Source organism: Cupriavidus taiwanensis (assembly GCF_900250115.1).
Classification (GTDB): Bacteria; Pseudomonadota; Gammaproteobacteria; order Burkholderiales; family Burkholderiaceae; genus Cupriavidus; species Cupriavidus taiwanensis_B.
This window is the reverse complement of record NZ_LT984803.1, coordinates 1,481,782-1,507,477: the sequence shown is the minus strand read 5'-3', so window position 1 is coordinate 1,507,477 and position 25,696 is coordinate 1,481,782. Positions and strand designations below refer to the sequence as shown.

At 64.8% G+C, this 25,696-nt stretch carries 22 protein-coding genes and 1 pseudogene; 10 read left to right on the top strand and 13 right to left on the bottom strand.

Annotated elements, in window-relative coordinates:
• Positions 1-117: 117 nt before the first annotated feature.
• Entirely contained in the window at positions 118-909 is a 792-nt protein-coding gene (locus tag CBM2586_RS07255) for a transporter substrate-binding domain-containing protein (RefSeq protein WP_115662233.1), read from the top strand.
• A gap of 196 nt (positions 910-1,105) precedes the next feature.
• Here CBM2586_RS07255 and CBM2586_RS07250 read toward each other — a convergent pair whose 3' ends face one another.
• Complete coding sequence (locus CBM2586_RS07250) at positions 1,106-2,374, bottom strand: patatin-like phospholipase family protein (protein WP_115662234.1); 1,269 nt, start codon at positions 2,372-2,374, stop codon at positions 1,106-1,108.
• Between the two features lie 702 nt (positions 2,375-3,076).
• On the opposite strand from CBM2586_RS07250, the gene CBM2586_RS07245 reads away from it, so the two are divergent.
• Positions 3,077-4,171 carry a branched-chain amino acid aminotransferase gene (locus CBM2586_RS07245; RefSeq protein WP_115662235.1) on the top strand — a complete coding sequence of 365 codons (1,095 nt, stop codon included), beginning with the start codon at positions 3,077-3,079 and terminating at the stop codon, positions 4,169-4,171.
• Positions 4,172-4,437: 266 nt separating this feature from the next.
• Positions 4,438-5,835: an amino acid permease gene (locus tag CBM2586_RS07240; RefSeq protein WP_115662236.1), complete on the top strand. Its 1,398-nt coding sequence runs from the start codon at positions 4,438-4,440 to the stop codon at positions 5,833-5,835.
• Positions 5,836-5,950: 115 nt separating this feature from the next.
• On the opposite strand, the gene CBM2586_RS07235 is transcribed toward CBM2586_RS07240, so the two are convergent.
• The 3 genes from CBM2586_RS07235 to CBM2586_RS07225 form a co-directional block, all read right to left on the bottom strand.
• On the bottom strand, positions 5,951-9,058 hold the full coding sequence (locus CBM2586_RS07235; RefSeq protein WP_115687117.1) for an efflux RND transporter permease subunit: 3,108 nt from the start codon (positions 9,056-9,058) through the stop codon (positions 5,951-5,953).
• Positions 9,055-10,179 carry an efflux RND transporter periplasmic adaptor subunit gene (locus CBM2586_RS07230; RefSeq protein WP_115662238.1) on the bottom strand — a complete coding sequence of 375 codons (1,125 nt, stop codon included), beginning with the start codon at positions 10,177-10,179 and terminating at the stop codon, positions 9,055-9,057. The genes CBM2586_RS07235 and CBM2586_RS07230 overlap by 4 nt, the downstream gene beginning before the upstream one ends.
• A gap of 87 nt (positions 10,180-10,266) precedes the next feature.
• Entirely contained in the window at positions 10,267-10,881 is a 615-nt protein-coding gene (locus CBM2586_RS07225; protein WP_115662239.1) for a TetR/AcrR family transcriptional regulator, read from the bottom strand.
• A gap of 89 nt (positions 10,882-10,970) precedes the next feature.
• On the opposite strand from CBM2586_RS07225, the gene CBM2586_RS07220 reads away from it, so the two are divergent.
• Positions 10,971-12,431 carry an efflux transporter outer membrane subunit gene (locus CBM2586_RS07220; RefSeq protein WP_115662240.1) on the top strand — a complete coding sequence of 487 codons (1,461 nt, stop codon included), beginning with the start codon at positions 10,971-10,973 and terminating at the stop codon, positions 12,429-12,431.
• 103 nt (positions 12,432-12,534) lie between these two features.
• Here CBM2586_RS07220 and CBM2586_RS07215 read toward each other — a convergent pair whose 3' ends face one another.
• Positions 12,535-13,632, bottom strand: coding sequence for an enolase C-terminal domain-like protein (locus CBM2586_RS07215; protein WP_115687116.1), 1,098 nt, complete (start codon positions 13,630-13,632; stop codon positions 12,535-12,537).
• 394 nt (positions 13,633-14,026) lie between these two features.
• Between CBM2586_RS07215 and CBM2586_RS07210 the strand changes: the two genes are divergently transcribed.
• From CBM2586_RS07210 to cax, 3 genes are all read left to right on the top strand, one after another.
• On the top strand, positions 14,027-14,494 hold the full coding sequence (locus CBM2586_RS07210; protein ID WP_115662242.1) for a GNAT family N-acetyltransferase: 468 nt from the start codon (positions 14,027-14,029) through the stop codon (positions 14,492-14,494).
• A complete protein-coding gene (locus CBM2586_RS07205; protein WP_240987901.1) occupies positions 14,470-14,958 on the top strand; it encodes a DUF1302 family protein in 489 nt (162 codons plus the stop codon). Before CBM2586_RS07210 ends, CBM2586_RS07205 begins: the two co-directional genes overlap by 25 nt.
• 238 nt (positions 14,959-15,196) lie before the next feature.
• Positions 15,197-16,270, top strand: coding sequence for a calcium/proton exchanger (cax, locus tag CBM2586_RS07200; protein ID WP_115662243.1), 1,074 nt, complete (start codon positions 15,197-15,199; stop codon positions 16,268-16,270).
• Positions 16,271-16,304: 34 nt separating this feature from the next.
• On the opposite strand, the gene CBM2586_RS07195 is transcribed toward cax, so the two are convergent.
• The 4 genes from CBM2586_RS07195 to CBM2586_RS07180 all read right to left on the bottom strand — a co-directional run bounded on the left by CBM2586_RS07195 (position 16,305) and on the right by CBM2586_RS07180 (position 20,437).
• Complete coding sequence (locus CBM2586_RS07195; protein WP_231942483.1) at positions 16,305-16,652, bottom strand: hypothetical protein; 348 nt, start codon at positions 16,650-16,652, stop codon at positions 16,305-16,307.
• A 217-nt stretch (positions 16,653-16,869) separates the two neighbouring features.
• Positions 16,870-18,114 carry a complex I 51 kDa subunit family protein gene (locus CBM2586_RS07190; RefSeq protein ID WP_115662244.1) on the bottom strand — a complete coding sequence of 415 codons (1,245 nt, stop codon included), beginning with the start codon at positions 18,112-18,114 and terminating at the stop codon, positions 16,870-16,872.
• A gap of 19 nt (positions 18,115-18,133) precedes the next feature.
• On the bottom strand, positions 18,134-19,783 hold the full coding sequence (locus CBM2586_RS07185) for an FAD-binding protein (protein ID WP_115687115.1): 1,650 nt from the start codon (positions 19,781-19,783) through the stop codon (positions 18,134-18,136).
• 15 nt (positions 19,784-19,798) lie between these two features.
• Positions 19,799-20,437 (bottom strand): 2Fe-2S iron-sulfur cluster-binding protein, encoded by a 639-nt coding sequence (locus CBM2586_RS07180; RefSeq protein ID WP_115687114.1) that lies wholly within the window; start codon positions 20,435-20,437, stop codon positions 19,799-19,801.
• 106 nt (positions 20,438-20,543) lie between these two features.
• On the opposite strand from CBM2586_RS07180, the gene CBM2586_RS07175 reads away from it, so the two are divergent.
• Entirely contained in the window at positions 20,544-21,986 is a 1,443-nt protein-coding gene (locus tag CBM2586_RS07175) for an anion permease (protein WP_115662247.1), read from the top strand.
• A 276-nt stretch (positions 21,987-22,262) separates the two neighbouring features.
• Here CBM2586_RS07175 and CBM2586_RS32010 read toward each other — a convergent pair.
• Positions 22,263-22,361: pseudogene (locus CBM2586_RS32010) on the bottom strand (tol-pal system protein YbgF); the annotation flags it as partial.
• A complete protein-coding gene (locus CBM2586_RS07170; RefSeq protein ID WP_145987394.1) occupies positions 22,362-22,595 on the bottom strand; it encodes a hypothetical protein in 234 nt (77 codons plus the stop codon).
• A gap of 251 nt (positions 22,596-22,846) precedes the next feature.
• Between CBM2586_RS07170 and CBM2586_RS07165 the strand changes: the two genes are divergently transcribed.
• On the top strand, positions 22,847-24,127 hold the full coding sequence (locus tag CBM2586_RS07165; protein WP_240987900.1) for a multidrug effflux MFS transporter: 1,281 nt from the start codon (positions 22,847-22,849) through the stop codon (positions 24,125-24,127).
• A 246-nt stretch (positions 24,128-24,373) separates the two neighbouring features.
• Here the strand turns inward: CBM2586_RS07165 and CBM2586_RS07160 are convergent, their stop codons facing one another.
• Both CBM2586_RS07160 and CBM2586_RS07155 read right to left on the bottom strand, forming a co-directional pair.
• Positions 24,374-24,715, bottom strand: coding sequence for a zinc ribbon domain-containing protein YjdM (locus CBM2586_RS07160; protein ID WP_115687113.1), 342 nt, complete (start codon positions 24,713-24,715; stop codon positions 24,374-24,376).
• 357 nt (positions 24,716-25,072) lie between these two features.
• Positions 25,073-25,276, bottom strand: a complete 204-nt coding sequence (locus CBM2586_RS07155; protein WP_115687112.1) for a CopG family transcriptional regulator — start codon at positions 25,274-25,276, stop codon at positions 25,073-25,075.
• A gap of 136 nt (positions 25,277-25,412) precedes the next feature.
• Here CBM2586_RS07155 and CBM2586_RS07150 point away from each other — a divergent pair, with 136 nt between their 5' ends.
• Positions 25,413-25,685 carry an HPr family phosphocarrier protein gene (locus tag CBM2586_RS07150; RefSeq protein WP_115687111.1) on the top strand — a complete coding sequence of 91 codons (273 nt, stop codon included), beginning with the start codon at positions 25,413-25,415 and terminating at the stop codon, positions 25,683-25,685.
• Positions 25,686-25,696: the final 11 nt, after the last annotated feature.

Sequence of the window (25,696 nt, the reverse complement as noted above, 5' to 3'; positions counted from 1 at the left end):
CACGCCTGACTGCCTAGCGGCGGTAGAGATGCGCTCCGTGCAGACCCATGCGATATATTTCCGCATGCCGCCCTGGCCATATTCCCGAATCCCACACAGAGAAAAACGAAAATGCCAATGACAAGGACGATCGTCAGCGCCGTTGCCCTGCTCTGCGCCGCCCCGGTGTTCTCGCAGCCGGCCACGCCGGCCGCCGGGCTGTCGCCCACATTGACCCGCGTCGCGCAAGCGGGCGTGCTGCGGGTCTGCACGCCGGGCGACTACAAGCCCTTCAGCTTCATGAAGTCGGAAGGCCAGTACGAAGGGCTCGACGTGGACCTGATGGTGTCGCTGGCCAGCTCGCTCGGCGCCAGACCGCAGTTCGTCAAGACCACCTGGGCGACGCTGATGCCGGACTTCGTCGGCGGCAAGTGCGATATCGGCGCCGGGGGCATCTCGGTGTCGCTGGAACGCCAGAAGCAGGCATATTTCAGCGCGCCCTACATGGTCAATGGCAAGACGCCGCTCACTCGCTGCGAGAATGCATCGCGCTTCCAGACCGTGGCAGCCATCAACCAGCCCGGCGTGCGCGTGATTGCCAATCCCGGCGGCAGCAACGAGCGCTTCGCCCGCACGCACCTGCCCCAGGCCAGGCTGACCATGCACAAGGACAACCTGACGATCTTCGACGAGGTCATCCAGGGCCGCGCCGACGTCTTCGTCACCGAAGCCGCCGAGGCCATCGTCCAGAGCAAGGCTCATCCCGAGCTATGCGCCGTCAATCCCGACAAGCCGCTCCAGTACGCTGAAATGGGATATCTGCTGCCGAATGGCGACGAGGTGTTCAAGCGGTATGTCGACCAGTGGCTGCACCTGGCCAAGGCCGGCGGTGAGTTCGATGCACGGCGTGCGGCCTGGCTGGGGAAATAGCGTTGCGCACCCCGGATGGCCGGCGGACCCGCGGCGGAGGTCACGCGGGAACCGCTTGCGATGAATCGTAGCCGCGCGGCGGTGGCACCGGTAGTGCCGCCGAGGTACACGCACTGTGACCGCGCCGACACCAATCGTCCGGCGCGATGGCATTCCCGCCGGCTTGGCCGAAAGGCCGCCCACTTTTGTGCCGGGCCTATCGGGCTGCGTTGGCTTCGCGCTCGAATTCGCGGATCACCGGGTTGCCCAGGATGGCATCCCGGCCCGCTTCGATCAGGCGATCGACATCCTTCTCGGGCAGCCGAAGCCGGGTCGGCAGCTCGTTCAGGCTGGCAGCACGCGCCTTGTCGAGGGCGTCGAAGGCAATTCGCGTGACGAAGAACTCGACGTCGTCGCAGCGCCAGCCCGGACGGTGTTGGGCAATCTCCTGCTGCCGGCCAAACGGCATGGCGCACCGATACGCGACGAGGTCGTTGCGCCACTGGCGCATCATCGGGACGAAGGCGTCATAGCTCATGCGCACGTTAGTGGCCATTGCCGCATCGATCGAGGCGTTGGCGACTTCGATTCCCGACGGGCCGTCCTGGCTCTGGTTCCAGTCGCCACGCGGACCCTGGCCGGCATCCACCACGACGAACAGCAGCCGCCGCACCTTGATCGCGTCGTTCTCGCTCATGGGTCCGTAAGCCGTGCCCAGCAGCAGGCGGGATTGGAAAATGGTGGCCAGGCCATAATTGTCCGTCACGCCACCGTCGACCAGCTTGATGTACTTCCCCTTCGACAGATCCCGGTGGCCGCGAACCGCGACCGCCAGTGCGCCAAGCAGCAGCGATTGCCCGGGCTCCTGGGCGCGCTCAAGGTTCGGCAGCGGCGCACGGCATGCGTCGGGATGCTTCTCCAGCACGATGGGCGCAAAGAACAGCGGCACCGCCATGGAGGCGGCGACGGCCTCGGAGACGGGAAAGCTTGCGAGATCGCTGCAAAGCGCATCGAATGCCAGCTGGCTGAACGGAAACGCGACCCGGTAATAGACGTTGGTGGCGTTGATCCACACCAGCGGCTTGCCGCGGCGAAACATGTCGGCGTAGGTGGCCCCCTTGAACACGTCTTCGTCCAGCCATGCCTGGAGATCTTCCCGATTGTTCAGCCCGCCGGCGAAGAGCCGCGCAACGTTGACGGGATTCAGCAGGCTGAAGCGAAGCCGGGCCTCTCCGTCCTTCAGAAGCACCGTTCGGAACGTAGCCAGGCTGTCCTTGCCGTGCAGCCCGTAGTATGCGGCGGTGAGGGAGCCGCCGGACACGCTGCTGATAAAGGCCACGTCGTCGAGCAAGGTCGCGCCGCCGGGACGTCCCAGCGCATCGAGCCCCTGCAGCGCGCCGAAGGCGAAGGCCGCGGCCCGCGTACCGCCACCCGAGAACGCCATGGCGATGGTAGTCGGCCCGGCGACGTCGGTGGGCTCGCGCATGGGTACGGTTGCACTGGCGGCCGCCTGAGGCTTATTGCGGGGGACATTGTGAGCAAGCGATCCGCAGGCACCGACTGCCGCAAGCAGAAGCAGCGTCAGCGCCCGGCAGGCCCTTGCCCAAGTGCCGCGCCCGCTGCCTGGCCTGCCGCTTCGCGCGGGCAGGCAGCGCTTGCGGCGTAGAGTGCGATCATGACGAGACATTCTTGGCGGGGCGCAGCCTGCAGGATGGAATGGTGAGATGAGGTCGATTCCTCGACATGATATGGCATGACGCAGGCAACGGCACGTAGCCGCCTCGGCAGCCGGAGTGGCTCCGCTGGCAAGAAAGCACGAATTCCGGCAGGTCAAAGTCCATCGCCCGCTATGCGTTTTGAAGATACCAGATGTTGGAATTCTTGAATTTACGGCGGCGCGGCCGCTTCATACACTCCTCCGGACAAATAAAAGCATCCGGAGACAGACATCGTGAATGCGACAATACACGCCAAGCCGCACGAGGCCGCGGCCCCGCAACGACCGGGCAACAACCACAACCTCGACCGGGCGCCGTCGACATAATCGCCATCCACGCTGGTGCGTCTGCCGTCGCCCGACCGCGCGCCGCTCTTTTTCGCGACCAGCACGCCCTGGTAGCGCACCCGCCCCGGTCACGCCACCGCGGCGGCCAGGCCATATGGCCCAACATCCCCCGAGCCCTGAAGCATGAGCACCGAAAATACATTGCAGTTCCATCTGGAACCCCATCCCACCCCCACCCCCGCCGACCAGATCGCTGCCAGGCTGGAGAATCCCGTCTTCGGTCGCGTTTTCACCGATCACATGGTCACGATCCGGTGGACCGAAGGTCGCGGCTGGCATGACGCCAGGGTCGAGGCACGCCGCCCTTTCCAGATCGATCCCGCCTGCGCGGTCCTGCACTACGCGCAGGAGATCTTCGAGGGCATGAAGGCATACCGTGGCGAGGGCGGCAAGATCTCGCTGTTCCGGCCTGAGGAAAACGCCAGGCGTTTTCGCGCCTCCGCGGCCCGCATGTCGATGGCGGACCTGCCCGAGGCCACCTTCCTGCAAGCCGTGGAAGCGCTCGTCGATATTGACCGCGCCTGGATTCCGGGTAGCCAGGGCAGCCTCTATCTGCGCCCGTTCATGTTTGCGTCGGAGAGCTTTCTCGGCGTGCGCGCCGCGGCCGAATATATCTTCTGCGTGATCGCGTGTCCGGTCGGCCCGTATTTCAAGCCCGGCAAGTCGGCGGTGACGGTATGGGTCTCGGACCAATACACCCGCGCGGCATCGGGTGGCACCGGCGCCGCCAAATGCGGCGGCAATTACGCGGCCAGCCTGATCGCCCAGACCGAGGCCGCGGCCAAGGGCTGCGACCAGGTCGTGTTCCTTGATGCGGCGGAGCACCGCTGGATCGAGGAGCTCGGCGGCATGAATGTGTTTTTCGTGATGGACGACGGCTCGCTGCGCACGCCTCCCCTCAAAGGGACCATCCTGCCGGGCATTACCCGCGCTTCGATCATCGAACTGGCGCGCCACGAGGGCATTCCGGTCGACGAAACGCCCTACGACTTCGAGTCGTGGCGCGCCGATGCAGCCAGTGGCCGGGTCAGGGAAACGTTCGCCTGCGGCACGGCCGCGGTCGTCACCGCCATCGGGCAGGTGCGCCACGCTGGCGGGGAATTCACCATCGGCAACGGCGGCGAAGGCGAAGTCACGCAACGCCTGCGCTCGTTGCTGACCGGCATCCAGCGCGGCAGCATCGCCGACCCGTTCGGATGGGTGCATCACGTCGATTGAGAGCGGCGTGATTGACCTCGGCGGCGTGCAAGGAAGCGCAAGGCACGCGCGCCGCGTTGATCAGGATTGACGTCCGTCCCGGCCGCCCGCGCGGTCCGGGCCATTGCAAAAAACTACCGGGGCCGGTGCGCGACCTGCGTGCCGGCAAGCCCGCGCCGTCTACCCGTCGGCGCGCTGCCCCGGATGCCATCGCAGCGCAGGCCTCGCCGCCATCTCTGGCGCGCAGGCGTAAGCGCGCGCGGCACGATCATGCAGGAGATCCCTCTATGAGCTTGTTCCGAACCAAGAATATTGACGCCATGCTGGCGCAGAGGCACGTCGCCGGCCTGAAGCAGGTGCTGGGTCCGGTCGACCTGGTATTGATGGGCATCGGCGCCATCATCGGCACCGGCATTTTCGTGCTGACCGGCACCGGCGCGCTGACCGCCGGGCCGGCGCTGACGGTGTCGTTCGTGATCGCGGCGCTGGCGTGCGGCTTTGCCGCGCTGTGCTACGCCGAATTCGCCTCGGCGATCCCGGTGTCGGGCTCGATCTACACCTACAGCTACGCCACGCTGGGCGAAATCGTCGCGTGGATGATCGGCTGGGATCTGCTGCTGGAATACGGGCTGGCCACCTCGGCGGTGTCGGTGGGCTGGTCGGGCTATTTCCAGTCGCTGATGGCGGGTTTCGGCATCAAGCTGCCGGCGGCGCTGAGCGCGGCGCCGGGCTCGGTGCCGGGCGTGCACACCGTGCTGAACCTGCCGGCGTGCCTGATCATGCTGGCCATCACCTGGGTGGTGTCCTACGGCGTGCGCGAGTCCGCGCGCGTCAACAACCTGATGGTGGCGGTGAAGATCGGCGTGGTGCTGCTGTTTATCGCGGTGGGCGTGTGGCACGTGCAGCCGGCCAACTGGCAGCCGTTCGCGCCGTTCGGCTTTACCGGCATCTTCAATGCGGCGGCGCTGGTGTTCTTCGCCTTTATCGGCTTCGATGCCGTGACCTCGGCCGCGGAAGAAGTGCGCAACCCGCGCCGCGACCTGCCGATCGGCATCATCGGCTCGCTCGCGGTCTGCACCGTGCTGTACGTGGTGGTGGCGGCGATCATGACCGGCATCGTGCCGTTCGCGAAGTTCGCCGGCGTGGACCACCCGGTCTCGCTGGCGCTGCAGTTCGCCGGGCAGAACTGGGTGGCGGGCTTTGTCGACCTCGGCGCGATCCTCGGCATGACCACGGTGATCCTGGTGATGACCTACGGCCAGACCCGCGTGATCTTCGCCATGTCGCGCGACGGCCTGCTGCCCGAGCGGCTGTCGTCGGTGCATCCGGTGCATGCCACGCCGTATTTCGCCACCTGGACCGTCGGCCTGGTGTTTGCCGCGATTGCCGCATTCGTGCCGCTGAACGTGCTCGCCGAGCTGATCAACATCGGCACGCTGGCGGCCTTTACGCTGATCTCGGTGGCGGTGCTGGTGCTGCGCAAGACCCGGCCAGAGCTGCCGCGCGCGTTCCGCTGCCCGGGCGTGCCGGTGGTGCCGCTGCTGTCGATCGGCTTCTGCCTGTTCCTGATGGCACACCTGCAGGCGCTGACCTGGGCCGCCTTCCTGGTGTGGCTGGTGCTGGGGCTGGTGATCTACTTCGCCTATGCGCGGCGCAATGCCGTGCTGCATAGTGGCGCCAGGTAGGCGCCGGGACGGTGAGGACCCGGATCGCTCCAGGTCCTTACTTGCCCCGCCTCCTTGACACCCCTTTGCGAAGAATCGAAAACCTGCGCTGACCAGAATCGCGCGGATCTCGGCATCACTCTGGCACCGCTTCGGCGGCGGCCTGCCAGCGCTGCCGCGCCTCGGCGTTGAGGGGCCGGATCCCGAACCAGATCGCGTACATCGCCGGCAGGAACACCAGCGTCAGGATCGTCCCGGCGAAGGTTCCGCCGATCAGCGTGTAAGCCAGTGCGCCCCAGAACACCGAATGGGTCAGTGGAATGAAGGCCAGGATCGCGGCCAGCGCGGTGAGGATCACCGGCCGCGCCCGCTGGACGGTGGCTTCCACCACGGCATTGAACGGGTCCAACCCTTCCCTTTTGTTGTGCTGGATCTGCCCGATCAGGATCAGCGTGTTGCGCATCAGGATGCCAGACAGCGCAATCAGGCCGACCAGCGCGTTGATGCCGAATGGCTGGCCAAACAGGATCAGGGTCGGCACCACGCCGATCAGGCCGAGCGGGCTGGTCAGGAACACCATCACCATCGCCGGGATGGAACGCACCTGGAACATCAGGATCAGCAGCGTCACCGCCAGCATGATCGGGAACAGCGGCAGCATGGCTCTGGTGGCCTTGTCCGACTCTTCAATGGAGCCCGCTGCTTCGATGCGGTATCCGCTCGGCAACTTCTCGACGATGGGCTGCAGCTGCTGGCTGATGGCCGTCGACACGTCCGGCGGCTGCAGGCCATCGGCAATATCGCCGCGCACCGTGATGGTCGGCATGCGGTCGCGCCGGCGCATCACGGGCTCTTCCATGCGCACCTCGATCTGGCCCACCTGGGATAGCGGAATGCGTTGCCCGTTGGCACCGGCCAGCGTGAAATCGCCGATCCTGGCGGGATCGAGCCGGATCTCGCCCGCCGAGCGCGCGATCACCTGCACGGTGCGAATATCTTCGCGCACGGCCGTCACCGGAATGCCGTTGAGCAGGAACTGCAGTTGCTGCGCGACCGCGCTGGAGGTCAGTCCTACCGCCTGCAAGCGGTCCTGCTGCAAGGTGAAATGCAGCGTCGGGACCCGCGCTCCCCAATCGGTGTTGACCGTGCGCATCAGCGGGCTCGCATCCATGACTTGCCGGACCTCGGCCGCGATGCGGCGCAGTTCCCGTGCGTCCGGCCCCGTCACGCGGTAGGCGACCGGAAACGGCGAGTACGGGCCGAACACGAGTTGCGTCACCCGCACGCGCGCCTCCGGGGCGAGGCCATCGGCGATCGCCTGGCGCAGGCGCAGTTTCAGCGCATCGCGCTGTGCCTGGCTATCGGTACGGACTACGATCTTGGCGAACGACGGATCCGGCAGTTCCGGCCCCATCGCCAGGTAGAAGCGCGGCGCCCCCTGGCCAATGTACGACGTCACGATCCGGGCTGCCTGCTGTTGCGCGAGCCAGGCTTCGACCTTTGCCGTCGCGGCGCTGGTCTGGTTGATCGACGTGCCATAGGGCATCTGCACTTCGACCAGCACTTCGGGGCGATCCGAAATCGGGAAGAACTGCTTCTTGACCACCGCCATGCCGAGGATCGACAAGGCAAACAATGCCACTACCGCACCCGCAACCAGCCATTTTCGTGCGATCACGCGCCCCAGCAATCGCCTGAAACGGTTATAGCGCGGCGTGTCATAGATCGCATCGTGGCCCCCCTCGACCTTGGTGAAGTCGGGCAGCATCTTCACGCCCAGGTAAGGCGTGAAGACGACGGCGACGATCCACGAAGCGATCAGCGCAATGCCGACGATCCAGAACATGTTGCTGGTGTATTCGCCCGCGGTGGAGCGGGCAAAGCCGTTGGGCATGAAGCCGACTGCCGTCACCAGCGTGCCCGACAGCATGGGCGCGGCGGTATGGCTCCATGCGTAGGCCGAAGCGGCCACGCGGCTGTAGCCCTCTTCCATCTTCACCACCATCATCTCGATCGCGATGATGGCATCGTCGACCAGCAGGCCCAGCGCCAGGATCAGCGAGCCGAGGGTGATGCGGTCGAAGTTCTTGCCGGTGGCGGCCATCACCACGAACACCACCGCCAGTGTCAGCGGCACCGCCGCGGCCACCACCAGCCCCGCGCGCCAGCCCATGCTGACGAAACTCACCAGCATCACCACCAGCAGCGCGGCGAAGAACTTGAGCATGAACTCGTCGACAGCGGCGCTGATGTTGACCGCCTGGTCCGTGACCTTGGTCAGGCTCATGCCGAGCGGCATGTCGGCGTTGATGGCGCTGACCTCCCGGTCCAGCGCCTTGCCCAGGTCCAGCCCATTCCAGCCTTCGCGCATGACGAGGCCCAGCAGCAAGGCCGGCTGCCCGCCATTGCGCACCATGAAGGTGGCCGGGTCTTCATAGCCGCGCCTGACCGTGGCAAGGTCCGACAGCTTCAGGGTGCGGCCCTGCGACACCACCGGCGTATCGCGAATCTTCTGCAGCTTGTCGAACGCGCCATCCAGGCGGATAAGGACCTGCGGCCCTTTGGTCTCCACCGAGCCTGCCGCCGTCAGCGCATTCTGGCTGTTGAGCGCGTTAAATACGTCCTGCGGACTGACGCCCAGCGTCGCCAGGCGCTGATGGGAAAACTCGACGTAGATGCGCTCCGGCTGCTCGCCGATGATGTTGACCTTCTTCACGCCGGGCACGTGCAGCAAGCGCTGGCGCAGCGCCTCCGCGTCGCGCACCAGCGCGCGTTGCGGCTCGCCCTGTGCCTTGAGCGCGAACAGCGCAAAGGTCACGTCCGCATATTCGTCATTGAGCATCGGCCCGATCACGCCGGGCGGGAGGTTGCCCACCTCGTCGCCGGCCTTCTTGCGCGCCTGGTAGAACTCCTGCTGGACTTCCGCTGGCGGCGTGCTGTCGAGCAAGGTCAGCGTGGTGAACGCCAGGCCGGGCCGGGTGTACGTTTCGGTGCGGTCGTACCAGCGCAGCTCCTGCAAGCGCTTTTCGATTTTCTCTGCCACCTGGTCCTGCATTTCCTGGGCGGTGGCGCCGGGCCACGCGGTCACGATGGTCATCACCTTCACGGTGAAGTCCGGGTCCTCCGCGCGGCCCAGCTTGAAGAAGGAGACCACGCCTGCCAGGGAAATCAGGCAAATCAGGAACACCGTGACGGCGCGCTCGCGCACCGCCAGCGCCGACAGGTTGAAACGACCCGGGCTCACAGTCGCACCTCCGCCGTGGCAGTCGTGGCACCCTCTGCCGCCACGCGGACTGCCTGTCCTTCGCGCAGCAGTTGTGCACCGAGCGCGACGATCCGGTCGCCTTGCCTGAGCTGGCCTGCCACCCGTGCAGCTTCGTCGCCGACGCGCACGATGGTGACCGACCGCCACGACACCCTGGCCGGGTCGCCGTGGATGACCCACACGCCCGGGCCCTTGCCGGCATCGAACACGGCGCCGAGCGGTACCTGCAGCTCGGGCGCAGTGGCAAGCCGATCGGCGATCTCGATCGTCACGGTGGCGCCCAGCGGCGCATTGGCCAGTTCGCCCTCCAGCACATAGCGCGCTTCGAAGGTGCGGGTCAGCCGATCGGCAGCGTCTGACAGCTGCCGCAGCTTCGCCGGGACGACGGCGCTTTCGTTGCCGAAAAGCGTGGCCTGTGCGGCCGAGCCGAGCGCCGGCCGCAACGTCTCCGGCAACTGGACTACCGCTTCGCGGCGGCCGGCGTGGGCAAGGCGCACAACCGCCTGCCCCGCGTTGACGACCTGGCCGGGCTCGGCCAGCGTTTCCATGACGACGCCGTCGCCATCGGCAACAAGCTCGGCGTAGCGGCTGGCGTTGCGCGCGACATCGGCCTGCGCCTGCGCCGCGCTCAACTGGGCTCTGGCCGCGTCCGCCGCCGCCCTGGCCTGGTCATAGGCCGAGGCTGAAATGGCGCCCGTGCCGCGCAGATCGCGATAGCGGGCCTCGTCTTCGGCGGTCTGTTGCGCGCGTGCCCGTGCGGCGCTCACGGCCTCTTGCTGCGCCTGCGCGGCCAGCTTCAGATCGACCGGGTCGATACGCATCAGCGGCTGGCCGCGCCTGACAGGCTGGCCCGCGTCCACCAGTCGCTCCAGCACCTTGCCGGACACGCGGAAGCCGAGATCGCTCTGCACCCGGGCCCCGACGATCCCGGTGAAAGAACGCGATGCGGAAGCGACTGGCTGAACCAGCGCAGCCCGCACCAGGGGCGCCTTGCTGCGGGGATCGACAGTGACCTGTTCACCGCAAGCGCTCAATGCGAGCGCCAACGCGGAGGTAACGGCAAAGGTAACGGCGGAGATAACAAGGCGGCGCGGAAGCATGAAGGCCCCATCGATGAAAGGATCTGGGCCTTCATTCTTATTCTTGTGACCATTTTAGTCAATGGTCACGAATCAAATATCTTCGCGTCAGGGCGAAAGGCTGCGCAGTACGAGGCTGGAAAGCAGCCCGGGCGCACTTTGCGTGTGATCGAAGCTGTGCTGCAACAGCAACGGGTTCATGTACGGGCGCATGACCAGGTAGATGGCCTTGGTGGCTTCGTCAAGCGGCGTCTTGCGCTCGAAGTCGCCGCTCTCCCGGCCTTGCTGCAGGACCTCGCGCAGCAGCTTCTGGATGCGTTCCTCGTAGGCGATCACCGCCTGCCAGCGCTCGGTCGCCGCCGACGCGGCGATCTCGTACAGCTTGCGGTCCTGCGAAAACAGGCGAAGGCTGGCCTCGGTCAAGGCGCGGAACATGCGCCGCAGTTTCTCCGGCGGGGAGTCGGCGGCGGCCATGGCGGCATCCACCTCGGCCTCGATCTCGCGCAGGCAGTTGGCGCAGATCATCTCGCCAATGGCCTGCTTGGACTCGAAGAACTTGTAGATGTACGCCTTGGAGAAACCAATGGCCTTGGCCAGGTCGGAAACGGCGGTCTTCTCGTAGCCGTAGCGGCTGAAGTGCTCGGTGGCAGCGGTGACGATCTGGTCACGCACGTCGTGGTCCGCCGGGCCACGGGCCGAGATGGGGTAAGGAGTGGCTTTCATGGGCACAGCTTACGCGAGTCAGGATAATCGAACAACTTGTGACCGTTTTGCACTATAGTCACCAAAACTCCGATTGAATGGAAGATCCCATGTTGCCAAAGCGTTCCTTTGCCGCCCTCTACCTTGCCGGCCTGGCAAGCGGTTGTGCCGTCGGCCCGGACTATGCGAAACCCGAAGTACCGGTCCCTCAACGATTCCTGGGACAGACGGCGGTCGAACAGCGAACCGTCAACACCACAGCCGATCTTTCCGCGTGGTGGGCCGGCTTTGGCGATCCGGAACTGACGCGATTGGTGCAGGTCACGCTGGCACAGAACCTGGACCTGGCGCAGGCCTTCGCCCGCGTCACGCAAGCCCGTGCCGGCCTTGGCGCAGCCAACGCCGCGTTGTTGCCTTCCGGCAATGTCACCGGCCACGCTGCGCGCGCGTACCAGTCCGTCGAAACCCCTCTGGGCCGCGTGTTGAATACAAGCCCTGGCTTCGACCGCTACGGCAACGCTTTCGCGGTCGATGCCAGCGCAAGCTGGGAACTGGACGTATTCGGCGGCCTGCGCCGTGGCCGCGAGGCGGCGCTGGCCGACTACCAGGCCTCCCAGGCGGGCGCGGTGGCCACACGGCTGGCCGTGGCCGCACAGACTGCCGACATCTACATCACCATCCGTGGCTTGCAGACGCGCCTGCAGGTGGCGCGCCACCAGGCGCAGACGCAGCAGGATCTGCTGTCCACCGTCAACCTGCTGTACGGCAAGGGACTGGCGGCCGAGCTTCGGGTCAGGCAAGCCGAAGGCGCGCTGGCGCAGGTCCGCGCTTCCATCCCGCAGCTTGAAGCGGCCCTCGATGCAGCCATGAACGCGCTCGACGTGATGCTCGGCTCGCTGCCGGGTACGCACCGCGCTGAGCTTGCGCAAGGCGGGGAGATCCCGGCCGCGCCGCAGCTCACCCCGACCGCATCGCCCGGCGAATTGCTGCGACGCCGCCCCGACCTGATCGTCGCCGAGCGCCGCCTGGCGGCTGCCAGCGCGCGCATCGGCGTCGCCATGGCGGAGTATTACCCGAAATTCTCGCTCGGCGGGCTGCTCGGCAGCGCCACGTCGCTGGGTGCCGGAAGCCTGTTCGGCAGCGGTGCCAGCCAGTTTGCCGGCGTGCTGGGCCTGCGCTGGCGCCTGTTCGATTTCGGCCGCATCAATGCGCAAATCGACCAGGCCAGGGGGCAAGAGGCGGAAATGCTCGCCGCCTACCGGCTCGCCGTGCTGCGCGCCGCGGAAGACGTCGAAGGCGCCTTCTCCACGCTGGTCAAGCGCGAGGAGCAGGCGGCCGTGCTCGCCCAAGGCGTGGACTCGCTCGGCCGCGCCCGCAACGCTTCGTTTGCCGCCTACCAGAAGGGCGTCGTCAGCCTGATCGAAGTGCTGCAAGCCGATGAAAGTCTGTTGCGCGCGTCAGACGCCCGCGCACAGGCGCAAACGGAGGCAGCGCGCGCGGCCGTCGCGGCATTCAAGGCGCTGGGCGGCGGCTGGCAGCCGGACGAAGCGGCCGCCGTTGCCAGCAGTTAGCGGCGCATTCCGGGGTGGCTCATATGCCATAGAAGCGTCATCGGCTGCGGTAATCTTCTCGAACTCCCAACACCAACGTTCGTCGTGCGCGTCGCCGCCAGCGTTAGTCGTACTGAAACCGCTTTGCCGCGCTCTCGTCCCACCCGATGCCTAATCCAGGCCTGTCCGGCACCGCCAGTTGGCCACCCGCAAGTGCAAAGGGCTCCTTCAGCACGGGATAGGCCCAGTCCTGCCATTCCAGCCAGTGCGCTGACTCGGTGATGCGCATCAGGTGTGCGCAGATTTCCGGATACAGATGCGTGGAGACAGGGATTCCCGCTGCCGAAGCGATCGGCGCAGATCGCAGCCACCCCGAAACGCCGCCGATCCGCATCATGTCCAGCATGACGCAGTCACATGCCTCGGCCTGCACTGCCTTCAACAATTCGCGCGGACCATAGAAGTTCTCGCCCAGTTGGATCGGCGTCTTGATCTCACGGGCCAGTTGCGCATGACCGCTGGTGTTGTTGTAGGCGAGAGGCTCTTCGAACCAATATAGCCCCTCATCGTCGAGCGCATGGCAGCGGCGCAGACCTTCATCAAACGACAGGCCCTGGTTGAAATCCACCATTAGCTTGATCTCGTCCCCTGCCGCTTCGCGCACGGCGCGAATGGCATCGAGGTCGTCTTGCAGCTTTTCGCGGCCCAGCCGCAGTTTCAGAGCGTTGAACTCTCCCTCGGCAACGAGCGAACTTGCCTCTTCGGCAAGACCGTCCACGTTACTCAGCCATAGCCCGTTACTGTTGTACGCCTGCACGTTGCCCACTGTCCCGCCAAGCAACGCGGCCAGAGGCAGGCCCGCAGCCTTGCCGAGCGCGTCCCACGCGGCTATGTCGAGCCCTGCGATAGCGATCATCGCGATGCCTTCGTAGCCCAGCAGATGCGTTGAGCGTCGGGCATTCTGGAAGTCATCCAGCGGTGCGATCCTGCTGCCGGCCCGCGATGCCGCGAGATCCCGGATCGCCGGCACAATGTACTTCGCCGCCTGCACCAGATATGGCTCAAGATAGCTGCGGCCGACAATACCTTCCCGGGTGTATAGGTCGACCAGAATCAGCGGCCACTGGTCGTATGCACCCACCTTCGAGATGATCGATCGCCTTAACGGAATCAGAACCGCACGGGTCTCGACGCTTTGGTAAGTGAGCGATTCGATCTCCATGACGGTACCTCCCTGAGGACCAGTACAACCCCACCATTCAGAAAAAAGAACTTCTCATCGAGACTCGAGTCTGGCCAGCGCATCGAACAGCACCGCAACGTCTTGGGCCGCATCCCCGACGCATCGTTGCGCCTCTTGCCAGAGTGGAGCCGCTTGCACTACCAGAGTTTCACTATAGGCGGGGCAGCTATTGCGGTAGTGCCAAAGAGTGCTGAATCAGGATGCGCTGCCCGCGAGATCAGCCAAGTCCCGGGTTGAATCCGCTCGCGGAATCCGGGGTTTTCCCCGTGTCCGAAAACCTAGGCGGACATGGGTCTGACACGGTACTTTGAATGCTCGAACGACAGCCATACTGTTTGCCGGGTTAAGAGCATTCCCGGCGCATCGCTTTATCATGCTCAGAGACCTGCGCATTCGTCTTGCGACAAGCAACGATCTACCCGCCGTGGCCACGGTCGTCGCGGCGTGCAACCTCCAAGTGGATGATCTCGGCGGCGCGGTCGATCCCCTTCTGGGTGGAGATCAAGACGCCTTCCATGTCGCCGAACTCAACGGCGAAATTATCGGATGTGCCGGCGTGGAGCGGTTTGACGACGTCGCCGTGATACGCTCGGTTGCCGTTCTTCCTAAGTACCGACAACAGGGCGTGGCGACCCATCTGGTGTCCGCTGTCCTGATGCGCGCTCGCGCCCAGGGGGCGCGCCGCGCGGTACTGGCGACCAGCCATGCGCCAAGCTATTTCTCTCGATACGGATTCACGCTGATCTCGGCTGAGACGCTTCCCGCCGCGGTCCGTGCCTCGCACACATTGAAGATTGCTGGCATTCCGCCCGCACTGTGCATGCATTGCGAGTTGCGGTAGGAACGGTTGCCCAGTTTGGCAGCGGCGTCGCGTGCCCAGCTGCTGGATGCCTATGTCTGCGGCGCGGTGCCGATGGAAAACACGCAGCTCAGGTTCAAGCCCGGCAACCAGGTAGTTCCCTGGGCGAAAGCGTATTCATCGCCAATATTGCCGGTACACAAGGGCCTGCGGATGCGACCAAGGCGTTCGTGCCTGGCGCAGGAGTAAAGGACATTCTGCTGCCCGTACCACAGGTCCCGGTCCAGTGGGAGGTGACGCCTTCCTTTTGCCTGATGGGCTATTACCTGTTCACCTGCAAGCCGAACCGACTCTCCGCACCCGGCAACGACTCTCCGCACCCGGCAACTATTTCAGTACTAGCGACTTGGTGGGTGTGGTGCGGCCAGTGCGGAACATCCGTCTTGCTGATACTCACCGTCGCCTTCCGCGACAACAGAATTGAATTTTTTCTGACGCTGAGATAAGAGAATCTTCCACCGGCTGAATGACCGCTGCTAGCGGAATTGGGGTGCGCTATGCTGAACTGACGCGGCGCGCGTGCTTCTCCCGCGATGGAAACCGATTATCCGGGGGCACCTGCCAGGGCTGCATCCCTGGCAAGCGGATCCTCACGGACGGCGCGTGACAGCGCCTCTTCGGTCCTTGGGTGATTGAATCAGCCTCTGAGCACGGTCTGGCCTACCCGGAAGAAGGAGGTCATCCATGTGGATGAATTTGCTTCTCATTTTTGTCCCGATCGCGATTGCATTGGAACTCCTGGCTGCTGATCAACATCTGCTCATCTTTATTGCATCCTCCCTGGCGATCCTGCCGCTTGCGGGATGCATGAGCCATGCCACCGAGCAGTTGGCGGAACGTATGGGAGAGGCGGTCGGGGGATTGCTCAATGCAACCTTCGGCAACGCGGCGGAACTTATCATCGCACTGGCCGCTTTGCGCGCCGGGCTCCACGAAGTGGTGGAAGCCTCCATCGTCGGTTCCATTGTCGGGAACCTGCTGCTGGTGTTTGGAGCCGCGATGCTTGTCGGGGGCATTCGGTATCCCGAGCAACGGTTTAACCCGCGCGGCGCACGTTCTCAGGCAACCATGCTGATATTGTCTGCCGTTGCCCTGATTCTTCCTGCCACCTTCGAAGCGGTAGAGGGAAAGACCGCAGCGCTGCACCAACTCAGCGTCTGGATTTCGTTCGCACTTCTTGTCGTCTATGCGCTGTATCTGCTGTTCTCGCTGGTCACGCACCCTGGGCTGTTCCGAAGCGCCTACGAGGCTCAGAGCGTTGGCACCGACGGCGAGGAGATGAAGGCCAACCCCTCTTCCTCAGGGCGGGCGCTGGCTTTATTGGCGACAGCCACCGTAGGCACAGCCTGGGTGAGCGAGATCATGGTGGGCTCGCTTGCCCCGCTTATGCGCGATTACGCATTGAGCGACATTTTCGTCGGCGCATTCGTGGTCGCGATACTCGGCAACGCCGCCGAGCATGCGTCGGCCATTACCGCAGCCCTCAGGAACCGGATGGACCTGTCGTTTTCCATTGCGGTGGGTTCAAGTGTGCAGGTGGCGTTATTTGTCGCGCCAGTGCTGGTGCTGGCAAGCCACTTTCTGGGGCCAGCCCCGATGGATCTGTCCTTCCGTCCAGCTCTCGTTCTGATTGTGATTCTCTCCGTCGTGGTCACGGCACAAATGGCGAGCGACGGCCACGCCGACTGGTTCAAGGGCGCACAACTCCTGGTCGTCTACATCGCCCTCGCCCTTACTTTTTTCTTCCTGCCGCGCTAGCCCGTCATGCTGGCCAAGGCGGCTGCGGCCCGTGTCAGCGCCCCATGCGACGGTCATAGCTGCGTGAAATGCGGTCAAGCAAACCGGTGTCGCGAGGATTGGCCGCGTTGAATTCGACCCGTACGCTGCCGTCGCCCTGCTGGCGAACGGTGGCCGTAACGATATCACTGCCTGCCGTGCCTGCGACAGTGCCGGTGTTCGCCTCTTGGGCAGTGATCACCACTCCCTGGTCCCGCATCGCATCTGCCGCGGCGTAGAACGAGCGCTCGTAGCTGGCCGGTGCTCCCGGCGCGGGGTAACCATAGTAGGTGCATGCCGCCAGCGCGAGCAAGGGAGCTATTGCGAGGCCAATACGGGTGTGCTGCATGGTGATGCCCTCCATTGAATTCCGGCTGTCCCTCTTCGCAAGTCAGAAAAGGGCCTGGCATTGGGCAACATGGCTGTTGCCATCGTCTGCTCTCAGCAGTATGCAGCTGCTCGGTCTTTCCGCATGCGGAAACCAGTGGCACCGACAAGGACAGCACGCAAGCTGCAATGCAATGCATGGTTGACTCCATGACCGCGCCGGATGTCCTGCCGGGCAGCCGCGCTTGCTGGGACTATGCCATCAGAAGCGCCTCGTATTCTTCCCGGAACTGATCCAGGGAGCTGTTCACCACCGTCACGGCGCCATCGATCAGGCCACAGCGCCCGCTGCCCGGAAGGATGCGGCACAGGTTTTCCAACGCTTCCACGTCCGCGCGCACCCCGCGGCCGGTATCGATCCGATTGAGCAGCCGCATCAGCTGGAAGGTCCCGCCCTTGCATGGCGGGCACTGGCCGCACGAACCCTGCGCGAAGAAGCTCACATACTCGGCCACCTTGCGGACGATGCTGGTCCCTTCCGACACCACGATCATCGCGCCGGTCCCCAGCCGCGAACGACGTTGCCGCACGGAATCGAAGTCCAGTGCCACGTCGAGGTCGCGCTTGGTCAGCAGGGTATTGGAAGGCCCGCCCGTAAAGACCGCCTTGAACTCCTTGCCCTGGAGCATGCCGCCGCCATGCCCGAACACCAGGGTCTCCAGGCTCGTGCCCATCGGCAGCTCGTACAGCCCGGGCCGCAGCACGTCGCCCGACAGCGAATACAGCTTGGTGCCCGCGGCATTGCCGATGCCGAGGCTGCGATACCACTGCGCGCCGTGGCGCAGGATGCCGGGCACGTGGGCCAGCGTCTCGGTGTTGTTGACGACCGTCGGTGCGCCATGCACTCCGTGTTGGGCGGGAAAAGGCGGCTTGCGGCGCGGAAACGGGAACCCGCCCTCCACGCTCGCGATCACCGCGGTCTCCTCGCCGCCGATGTACAAGCCCGAACTCGGCACGACGCTGAGCGATACCGGCCCGCCGACCCGTTGCGCCAGTTCGGCGAACTGCGCATGCGCCTGCCACTGCTGCACCGCCTGCCGCGTCATGTCGAGGGCCTGCGGCTGGTGCGGATTGACGTACAGCACGACGTGGTTGGCACGGGTGGCGGCCGCGGCGATCAGGGCGCCCTCTATGACCTGGTGCGGCGTATGTTCCAGCAAGAACCGGTCCTTGAAGGTTCCCGGCTCGTCTTCATTGCCATTGCAGATGATGTATTTGTCGCCATCCGCGGCCGCGGCCACCGGCGCCCACTTGCGATGCGTCGCGAAGCCGGCGCCGCCCATCCCGCGCAGGTCCGCCTGTTCGATTTCCGCAATGATCGTGGCCGGATCGCGCAGCGCCCTGGCCAGCCCCTCTCCGCCGCCCCGCGCAAGCCAGCCATCGAGGTCCGCGCCGACGCGGATATCGTCATTGAGGAGTACCTGATTCAGGTGTTCCATCGCGCGCTCCGTGGATCGGTCACCGCGTGCCGCCGACCGTGCGGCCCCGTACGCCGGCGCGCAATCCGGCATCGACGCGCAGGTCGAAATGCGCATAGCCGGGAAACAGCTGCGGTGCCTTGACATGCAGTGGCAGCCCGGCCAGCGTCAGTTCCCGCTGCCACGCGTGCACGTGGCCGATGCCGGCGCGCACGGCCATCCCGGCGCGCCCGGCTTGCGCCGCGCTGGCTCCGGCACGCCGACCCATGCTCAGGATATCGAGCAGCGCGTTGCCCATCAGCCGGTTGCGCCCGTGGATGCCGCCCGTGACCTCGCCCACGCAGTAAAGTCCCGGCACGCTGGTCGCGCCTTCCTTGTCGACGGCAACGCCACCATTCTGGTAATGCAGGGTCGGATAGACCAGGAAAGGCTCCTGCGCCGCATCTTGTCCGCACTTGTGCGCGAGATGGCGCAGTGTGACCAGGCGCCTGGCCAGGATGCCGGGGTTCTCCATTTCCAGCGTCGGGGTGTCGAGGAATACCCCGACCTGCCCGCCCCGCTCGATGCCGCGACCCTGCGCGCATTCGCGCAGGATGGCCGAAGCCACGACGTCGCGGGCCTTGAGCTCATCGACAAAGCGCTCGCCCTCGCCGTTGAGCAGCCGCGCGCCGGCCGAGCGCGCCGCCTCCGAGATCAGGCCGCCCGCCAGGTGCGGCGGGTAGGCGATGCCAGTGGGGTGGTACTGGAACGAATCGAGCTCGCGCAGCCGCGCGCCCAGCCGATAGGCAAGCACCAGGCCGTCCGCGGTAGCGCCATAGTGATTGGACGTGGGGAAGCTGTTCAGGTGCAGCCGCCCCGCCCCGCCGGTGGCGAGAATCACGGCACGCGCGCGCACCAGCATGAAGGTGCGCCATTCGAGGTTGTAGATCACGGCGCCGGCGCAGCGGCCGCGTTCGTCGGACAGCAGCTCGACCGCGGGACAGCGGTTCCACACGGCAATCCCGGGCTCCAGGTCCACTGCCTCGCGCAGCACGCGCATCATCTCCAGCCCGGTGTAGTCCCGATGGGACAGGATGCGCGCAGCGGACGCCCCGCCCGGCTTCTTGCGCAGCAGGTTGCCACCAAAGGGACGGTCCTCCTCCTGGTCGAACATCATGCCCAGCCGGATCAGCCAGCGGATCACATCCGGTCCGTCCATCACCATTTGCGCCACCAGTTCCGGCTCACCGCGAAAATGGCCGGCGCGCAGAGTGTCCTCGAAGTGCAGTTGCGGACTGTCATCCTCGCCGATGGCCGCCTGGATCCCCCCCTCGGCCATGACGGTGTTGCTGTCGCCCAGGCGCAGCTTGGTGGCGAGGATCACCTGCGCGCCCTGCCCGGCCGCGGTCAATGCCGCCGCGCAGCCGCCCCCGCCGCCGCCGATGATCAGCACATCGGTGGAGACCAGTTGGGCACCGGCGATGTCGACGTCATCGATCAGCGCGTTAGCCTGCAGGCAGCGCGCGAGATCCGGCTGGCAGGGCTCGCCACGGTTCACGCCAACGGCCAGCGCGACGCGCGCATCGGGCCCGTGGTCAGGGTGATAGCCCTTGAGCAGCGCTTCGACGCTGGCGTCGTCGGCGCGCATCGCCGCCGCGGCGCCGGGCCGGTAGCGCCGGCGCGCTTCGTCGTATGGGATGCCGGTCGGCATGGTCGTGTGCCCCCGTCAGCGCAGCGGCTGTGCGCCGGGCGCGTCAAAGTCGATCGTCATCGCGCCGCTTTCGATCTGCTGCAGGCGCAGCATCAGATTGGCCGGCCGCAGCGTTTGCGCCGCGATCATCCGCCGCACGAACAGGCCAAGATGGTTGGGGCGAATGTGTTCCGGGCAGGCCAGCGTGCAGAGGTTGCACATGACGCATTCGTCGAAGACCTGGCTGGCCGCCGTGAGCTTGCCTTCCACCGCGAATTGCACGCCCTGCTGGACTGCCAGTTCCTTCGGGCAAGCGCGGTCGCATCCGCTGCAGTGGCGGCAATGCGCGGCCTCAGGAAAGGTCGTGGCGATCGTCTGCAAGGCCTCCCAGCTCTCGCCGATCTCGTCCATGCGATAGACGTGCCGCTCCGACGCGGTGAAGTAGTCCAGGAAAGCGACCTGCATGCCGTCTTCGACCAGCGTCTCGCAGGCCAGCGCCGTGCGCACATCCTGCTCGCCGCTGCGGCGCACCATGACCCGGCACGAGCCGCACACGCCCTGGCCCATGCAGCCCACTCCTTCGACCAGCATTTCTCCCGCGTGCAGGAAGGCCTGGAGGATGGAGCAGTTTGCCGGCGCCTCGATCGGCCGCCCTTCGATGCTCAGACGTACCATTGCACACTCTGTAGGTCGGGGGCGCCAGCCGCACATTTACTGGCGCTCGGTCCGAAAAGGTCATATAAACCATAGCACAGCGAAGGTCTTTGCCTAAGGGAGCCGCATGGAAACCTGGCTGAAGGCGCTTGCGCCCGTCGTTGCAGCGATTGTGGTTGCCCTGATCCCGGCGCCGGCGGGGCTTGCGCTGCACACGTGGCTATACTTCGCAATCTTTGTGGGCGTCATCGTGGGGCTGATGCTCGAGCCGCTCCCGGGCGCCGCCATTGGCCTGATCGCGGTGACGCTGGTGACCGTGCTGTGTGAATGGGTGTTCTACAGCCCCGAGCAACTGGCCAAGCCCGGCTTCAACCCGGCCAACGCGGCCCTCGCGTGGGCGCTTTCCGGATTTGGCAACAGTACGGTGTGGCTGATCTTTGGCGCCTTCATGTTCGCGCTGGGATACGAGAAGACCGGCCTGGGCCGGCGCATCGCCTTGTTGCTGGTACGGGCGATGGGCCGCAGGACGTTGACGCTGGGCTATGCGGTGATGATGGCCGATGCATTGCTGGCGCCGTTTACCCCGTCCAATACCGCGCGCAGCGGCGGCACCATCTTTCCCGTCATCCGCAACCTGCCGCCGCTGTACGACTCGAAGCCGAACGATCCGTCGGCACGGCGGATCGGCTCGTACATCATGTGGACCGCGATCGCCACCACGTGCGTTACCAGTTCGATGTTCCTCACCGCGCTGGCGCCCAACCTGCTCGCCGCCGAGCTGATCCGCAAGACGGTCCAGGTCGACCTGAGCTGGATGCAGTGGTTCATGGCCTTCGCGCCCGTCGGGATCCTGCTGTTGCTGGCCGTGCCGCTCCTCGCCTACTTGCTGTATCCGCCGGAAGTGAAGGAAGGCACGGAAGTGCCGGCCTGGGCTGCGCGTGAACTCCAGCAAATGGGTCCGCCTAGCCGCCGGGAGTTGCTGCTCGCGCTGCTGGTGCTGGTCGCGCTGGCGCTCTGGATCTTCGGCGATAAGCACGTCAATGCGACCACCGCGGCGTTGATGGTCATTGGCCTGATGCTGGTGACCGGTGTGGTGAGCTGGAACGACATGCTTGCGAACAAGCAGGCGTGGAATACCCTGGCGTGGTTTGCAACGCTTATCGCGCTGGCGGACGGCCTGAGCCGGACCGGCTTCGTTAAGTGGTTCTCCGACACCATGGCCAGCCACATGAGCGGCTTTCCGCCACTGGCAGCGGCAGTGATCCTGGTGCTGGTTTTCTACTTCACGCATTACATGTTCGCCAGCGTCACCGCCCATACGACGGCGATGCTTCCGGTCATGCTCAGCGTCGGCTCGACCATACCCGGCATGCCGATGGAATCCTTTGCGTTGATGCTGGCCCTGACGCTGGGCCTCATGGGCATCCTCACACCCTATGGCACCGGTCCGAGCCCGGTCTATTTCGGCAGCGGCTACCTGCCCGCCAGTGACTACTGGAGGCTTGGCGCCATCTTTGGCGTGATCTACATTGCTGTGTTCCTGGCGATCGGCGTGCCGCTCTTGCTTTGAAACGTAGCCTCTAGCCATGCGGCCCGATGCGATTCCTTCTCCGACCCTGGCCCTTGCGCGACCTCGAGGGGTTTCATTTCGCTACGAAAGCACGATCATCCCGGATTGACCAGCAGCACGCTCAATCAGGGTGATCGTCCTTGTGTCGCGGATTGATACGGCGCCCCTTCCGGAGCCGCTTGCAGCAAAGCTTTCCAACCTCATAGTCAAAATCCGGAGACCCACCTAAAGCAGGGCCTTCGGCGCGTGGTGCGGCCGGCTGGAAGCCGCACGCACTTACTTCAGCGTCCTCATCCGGTTGTTCGCCGCACGCGCGCCTTCGGTGCCGGGATACTTGGCCACCACTTGTTCCAGCGCTTTGCGCGCGGCAGCCTCCTAGGCCGGATTCGTGCGCGTTCCGCGCTTTGCAAAAGGGCTCGGAGTCCATTCGCTCGACTCCATGCGCGAATCACTGGTACGCAGCACATCGACCAGTTGCAGCGGCCGGTCATTGACCCCGATCAAGCCGAGAAACGCGACGCCGTTTCCTGGCGCCGAACGCAAAGCTTTTGGCATGGAAGGCAAAGCCTGGAAATAGCCCCAGCGCTTACCTTGATAGCAACGCGCCATGCGTTGAAGCCATAGCAAAAGGAGACGCAGGATAGCTGCATCCGGTCATTGCATTGCGGATCTTGGTTCTGTAAGCCGGGATCCAACCGCGTGGAGGTACGGGGGATCGTCCGTCCCTGTACCTGCCTGATTCCACCTGCCACGTAAAGCGCCGCGACCCGCGCGCTCCACCTCCATGGGAGAAGGCAGTCCGCTCGCCATCTCCAGCCGGTTATCCATTTATGGGTAGCATGATGTTACGCGATGATTCCATGAACCTGATAAGCCCGGAGATGCCAGCGCAGGTGCCGGCCACAACCAGGACCGGGCCGCGCTTTACGATACTCGTGGGCGGCCTCGTGATGCTTGGTCAATTCGCCATCGGGACCTATCTGCCCGCCTTCGGCACCCTCGGCGCGGCGTTGTCGGCCAGTCCGGCAGAAGTACAGCAGTCTCTGACGGCATACATGCTTCCCTTCGGGCTGATGATGCTGTGGCACGGAGCCATCTCCGACGCAATCGGCCGTCGCCGGTCCGTCCTCGCCGGACTCGCGCTGTTTGCCTTGGGGTCGCTGGTCTGTGCAGCGGCTTCGCAGATAGAGACCTTGTACGCGGGCCGCTTCTTGCAGGGGCTGAGTGCGGGAGTTGGCGCCGTCGTTGGTCGGGCCATGGTCCGGGACGTCGCCAGCGGGGCAACCGCACAAAGGCAACTGGCCCTGGTCGGCATGCTGTTCGCGCTGGCCCCCGCCCTGGCACCGGTCTGCGGTGGCTTACTGCTGGCCTGGGCGGGATGGCGAAGCATCTTCCTCTTTCTTGCCCTGCTGTCCGCAGGCTTGCTCTGGACTTGCTGGCTGTGGCTGCCTGAAACCCTGCCGCCGCCCGCACGGCATGCGCTGCGTCCCGTCCGGCTTGCCCGGGCGTATCGCGACGTTCTTTCCAATCCCGGCTTTGTGTTGCTGGCGCTGGCCAATGCTGGCGTCAACATGGCCATCTACGTCTATGTACTCGGCGCGCCCAGCTTCGTCACGCAGCACCTCGGATTGAATCCGCAATCCTTCGCATGGCTGTTCGTGCCGATTGTGACGGGCTTGCTGCTAGGCTCGCTCACGCTGTTTGGTGTTGCTGGCAGGGTGAGCCCAGGGAAGACCATCGCCGGGGGGCACGTCCTCATGTTCGCTGCGGCAGTGGTCAATCTTTCCCTCGCCATGTCCCATGCACCCGCGCTGCCGTGGATCGTGATGGCTCTGCCATGCTTTGCCTTCGGCATGATGCTGACCCAGCCGAGCCTGCAATTGCTCGCTCTGGATTGCGCGCCGGAGCGTCGAGGCCTGGCGGCCAGTTGCTACCTGACGTTTCAGCAGGTCGGAAATGCGCTGTTGTCCGCGCTGGTCATGCCGCTCCTTTCGGTCTCGATCACCCGAATGGCGCTTGGCATGCTGGCGATCCAGTGCATTGGCGCTCTCCTGGCATGCCTGGCGCTACGTTCAATGGACCAGTCGCAACCGCTCGGCGGGGATCGTCCCGTCATCCCAACGCCACCCTTCAACCCATGATCGTCCGCGTGGTATCGCGCGTGGCGCCCCCCCTGCGCGATCCGGGGCGGTATGGCCAGAAACCTGCTTGAGCAGATGAATGACATCAAGGGGCCCGGCACGCCAGCGGTCCTTTTCGCCGCCACTTTGCTCATCGCCCGCAACGCTACGCACCTCAGGGCAGCGCAGCGCCAGTAGCCGGTTTGAGACACCGGCTCGTCGATTCTCTATGCGACCTGGCCCAATAGCGCACGGTCGCCGCCGACGTCAAACCTTCTTTACGAACTCTGATTTCAGGCTCATGGCACCAATGCCGTCGATCTTGCAATCGATATCGTGGTCACCGTCGACCAAGCGAATGTTCTTTACCTTGGTGCCCATCTTGATCACACCGGCCGATCCTTTCAGCCTGAGATCTTTGATGACAGTGACAGTATCCCCATCCTCGAGTACGTTGCCCGCTGAATCGCGATAAATCCTGACCTCCGCTTCGGCCGGCGCCGATGTCTGCGCCGACCATTCATGAGCGCATTCCGGACAAATGAAGAGCCCTCCGTCTTCATAGGTGAGCTCGGACTTACATTTCGGGCAAGAAGGCAACGCGCTCATGGGTAAGCTTTCGGTGTGTAGCGAAGGGCCGCAAGTATACCGCCCTCGCCGGCGGGCAGACTACATTGCGTCGGAGGCAGCACGCTCCAACCACGGGCTGGAAGAGTATCGGGAATCCCGCCGTAGCCCTCGGGCCTCAGCTTCGCCTGAACGCGGCTCAAACGTATCCGCTCGTGAAGCATGCGGATGGTCGCCGCACGCTTGGGCGCGTGAGCAGTTTCGGCAGACAGGGGAGATGCATTGAAGGCGGTCCTCGTCCGCCCCCTCCAACTTTCTCATCATAGGTCGGAGGGCGCTGCTCGCGACTGGTCCACCAGCGAAGGGATCCAACCTGCCTGGCTCAGGTGAAGGAAATTCCTACGGCGCGTCACCCACGTCCTCTACCAGCGAAGGTGCTTTCGGCCTGGTGGCGTAGTCGACCTCGTGCTGTTGCAGATAGTCACGAATCAACTGGCGAACGACTTGCGACGGTGTTTGGTCCTGGGCAGCACACAGCGCCTCAAAAGCCTTCTTCTTCACCGGGTCAATCAATACGGTCAGACGAGCAGTCTTCGTTTCCATATGCTCTTGAGTATCATTGCATGATAATTGTATTATCATAGTATACAACTACACGGATGCGGCGCATCCGACGACGCGCCGACCGCACGCCAGTTCAGATGGGGCTTGAGGCGCACTATTTCTTGATGAGGGATCAGTGGTAGAAGTAACGATCGAACTCACTGCCAGGGACGCATTTCAGGGACGTAACTCAGCGAGGTTGGCTTTCACGGCCAATCAGTTCGAGTGCGAGATCTTGCTCGCCAGCGGGCCCTGGGTTGCCAATGCAAAGGACGTGATGGAGGTCATGCGGCTGTCTGCGCGGGCGGGCACGCATATGCGAATCCAGACAATCGGACCAGACGAGGCGGCTGCTCTCGTCACCGTCGCCGCACTGCTGCGGGGAGAGGCGCTCCCCAAGTCTCTCTAGTGAAAACCGAC

Bases quoted from the DNA above. Each gene is read 5' to 3' on its own strand.
- CBM2586_RS07255 (WP_115662233.1), top strand. From the start codon at position 118: ATGACAAGGACGATCGTCAGCGCCGTTGCCCTGCTCTGCGCCGCCCCG.
- CBM2586_RS07250 (WP_115662234.1), bottom strand. From the start codon at position 2,374: ATGCGCGAGCCCACCGACGTCGCCGGGCCGACTACCATCGCCATGGCG.
- CBM2586_RS07245 (WP_115662235.1), top strand. From the start codon at position 3,077: ATGAGCACCGAAAATACATTGCAGTTCCATCTGGAACCCCATCCCACC.
- CBM2586_RS07240 (WP_115662236.1), top strand. From the start codon at position 4,438: ATGAGCTTGTTCCGAACCAAGAATATTGACGCCATGCTGGCGCAGAGG.
- CBM2586_RS07230 (WP_115662238.1), bottom strand. From the start codon at position 10,179: ATGCTTCCGCGCCGCCTTGTTATCTCCGCCGTTACCTTTGCCGTTACC.
- CBM2586_RS07225 (WP_115662239.1), bottom strand. From the start codon at position 10,881: ATGAAAGCCACTCCTTACCCCATCTCGGCCCGTGGCCCGGCGGACCAC.
- CBM2586_RS07220 (WP_115662240.1), top strand. From the start codon at position 10,971: ATGTTGCCAAAGCGTTCCTTTGCCGCCCTCTACCTTGCCGGCCTGGCA.
- CBM2586_RS07215 (WP_115687116.1), bottom strand. From the start codon at position 13,632: ATGGAGATCGAATCGCTCACTTACCAAAGCGTCGAGACCCGTGCGGTT.
- CBM2586_RS07210 (WP_115662242.1), top strand. From the start codon at position 14,027: ATGCTCAGAGACCTGCGCATTCGTCTTGCGACAAGCAACGATCTACCC.
- cax (WP_115662243.1), top strand. From the start codon at position 15,197: ATGTGGATGAATTTGCTTCTCATTTTTGTCCCGATCGCGATTGCATTG.
- CBM2586_RS07195 (WP_231942483.1), bottom strand. From the start codon at position 16,652: ATGGAGGGCATCACCATGCAGCACACCCGTATTGGCCTCGCAATAGCT.
- CBM2586_RS07190 (WP_115662244.1), bottom strand. From the start codon at position 18,114: ATGGAACACCTGAATCAGGTACTCCTCAATGACGATATCCGCGTCGGC.
- CBM2586_RS07185 (WP_115687115.1), bottom strand. From the start codon at position 19,783: ATGCCGACCGGCATCCCATACGACGAAGCGCGCCGGCGCTACCGGCCC.
- CBM2586_RS07180 (WP_115687114.1), bottom strand. From the start codon at position 20,437: ATGGTACGTCTGAGCATCGAAGGGCGGCCGATCGAGGCGCCGGCAAAC.
- CBM2586_RS07175 (WP_115662247.1), top strand. From the start codon at position 20,544: ATGGAAACCTGGCTGAAGGCGCTTGCGCCCGTCGTTGCAGCGATTGTG.
- CBM2586_RS07170 (WP_145987394.1), bottom strand. From the start codon at position 22,595: ATGGCGCGTTGCTATCAAGGTAAGCGCTGGGGCTATTTCCAGGCTTTG.
- CBM2586_RS07165 (WP_240987900.1), top strand. From the start codon at position 22,847: ATGAACCTGATAAGCCCGGAGATGCCAGCGCAGGTGCCGGCCACAACC.
- CBM2586_RS07160 (WP_115687113.1), bottom strand. From the start codon at position 24,715: ATGAGCGCGTTGCCTTCTTGCCCGAAATGTAAGTCCGAGCTCACCTAT.
- CBM2586_RS07155 (WP_115687112.1), bottom strand. From the start codon at position 25,276: ATGGAAACGAAGACTGCTCGTCTGACCGTATTGATTGACCCGGTGAAG.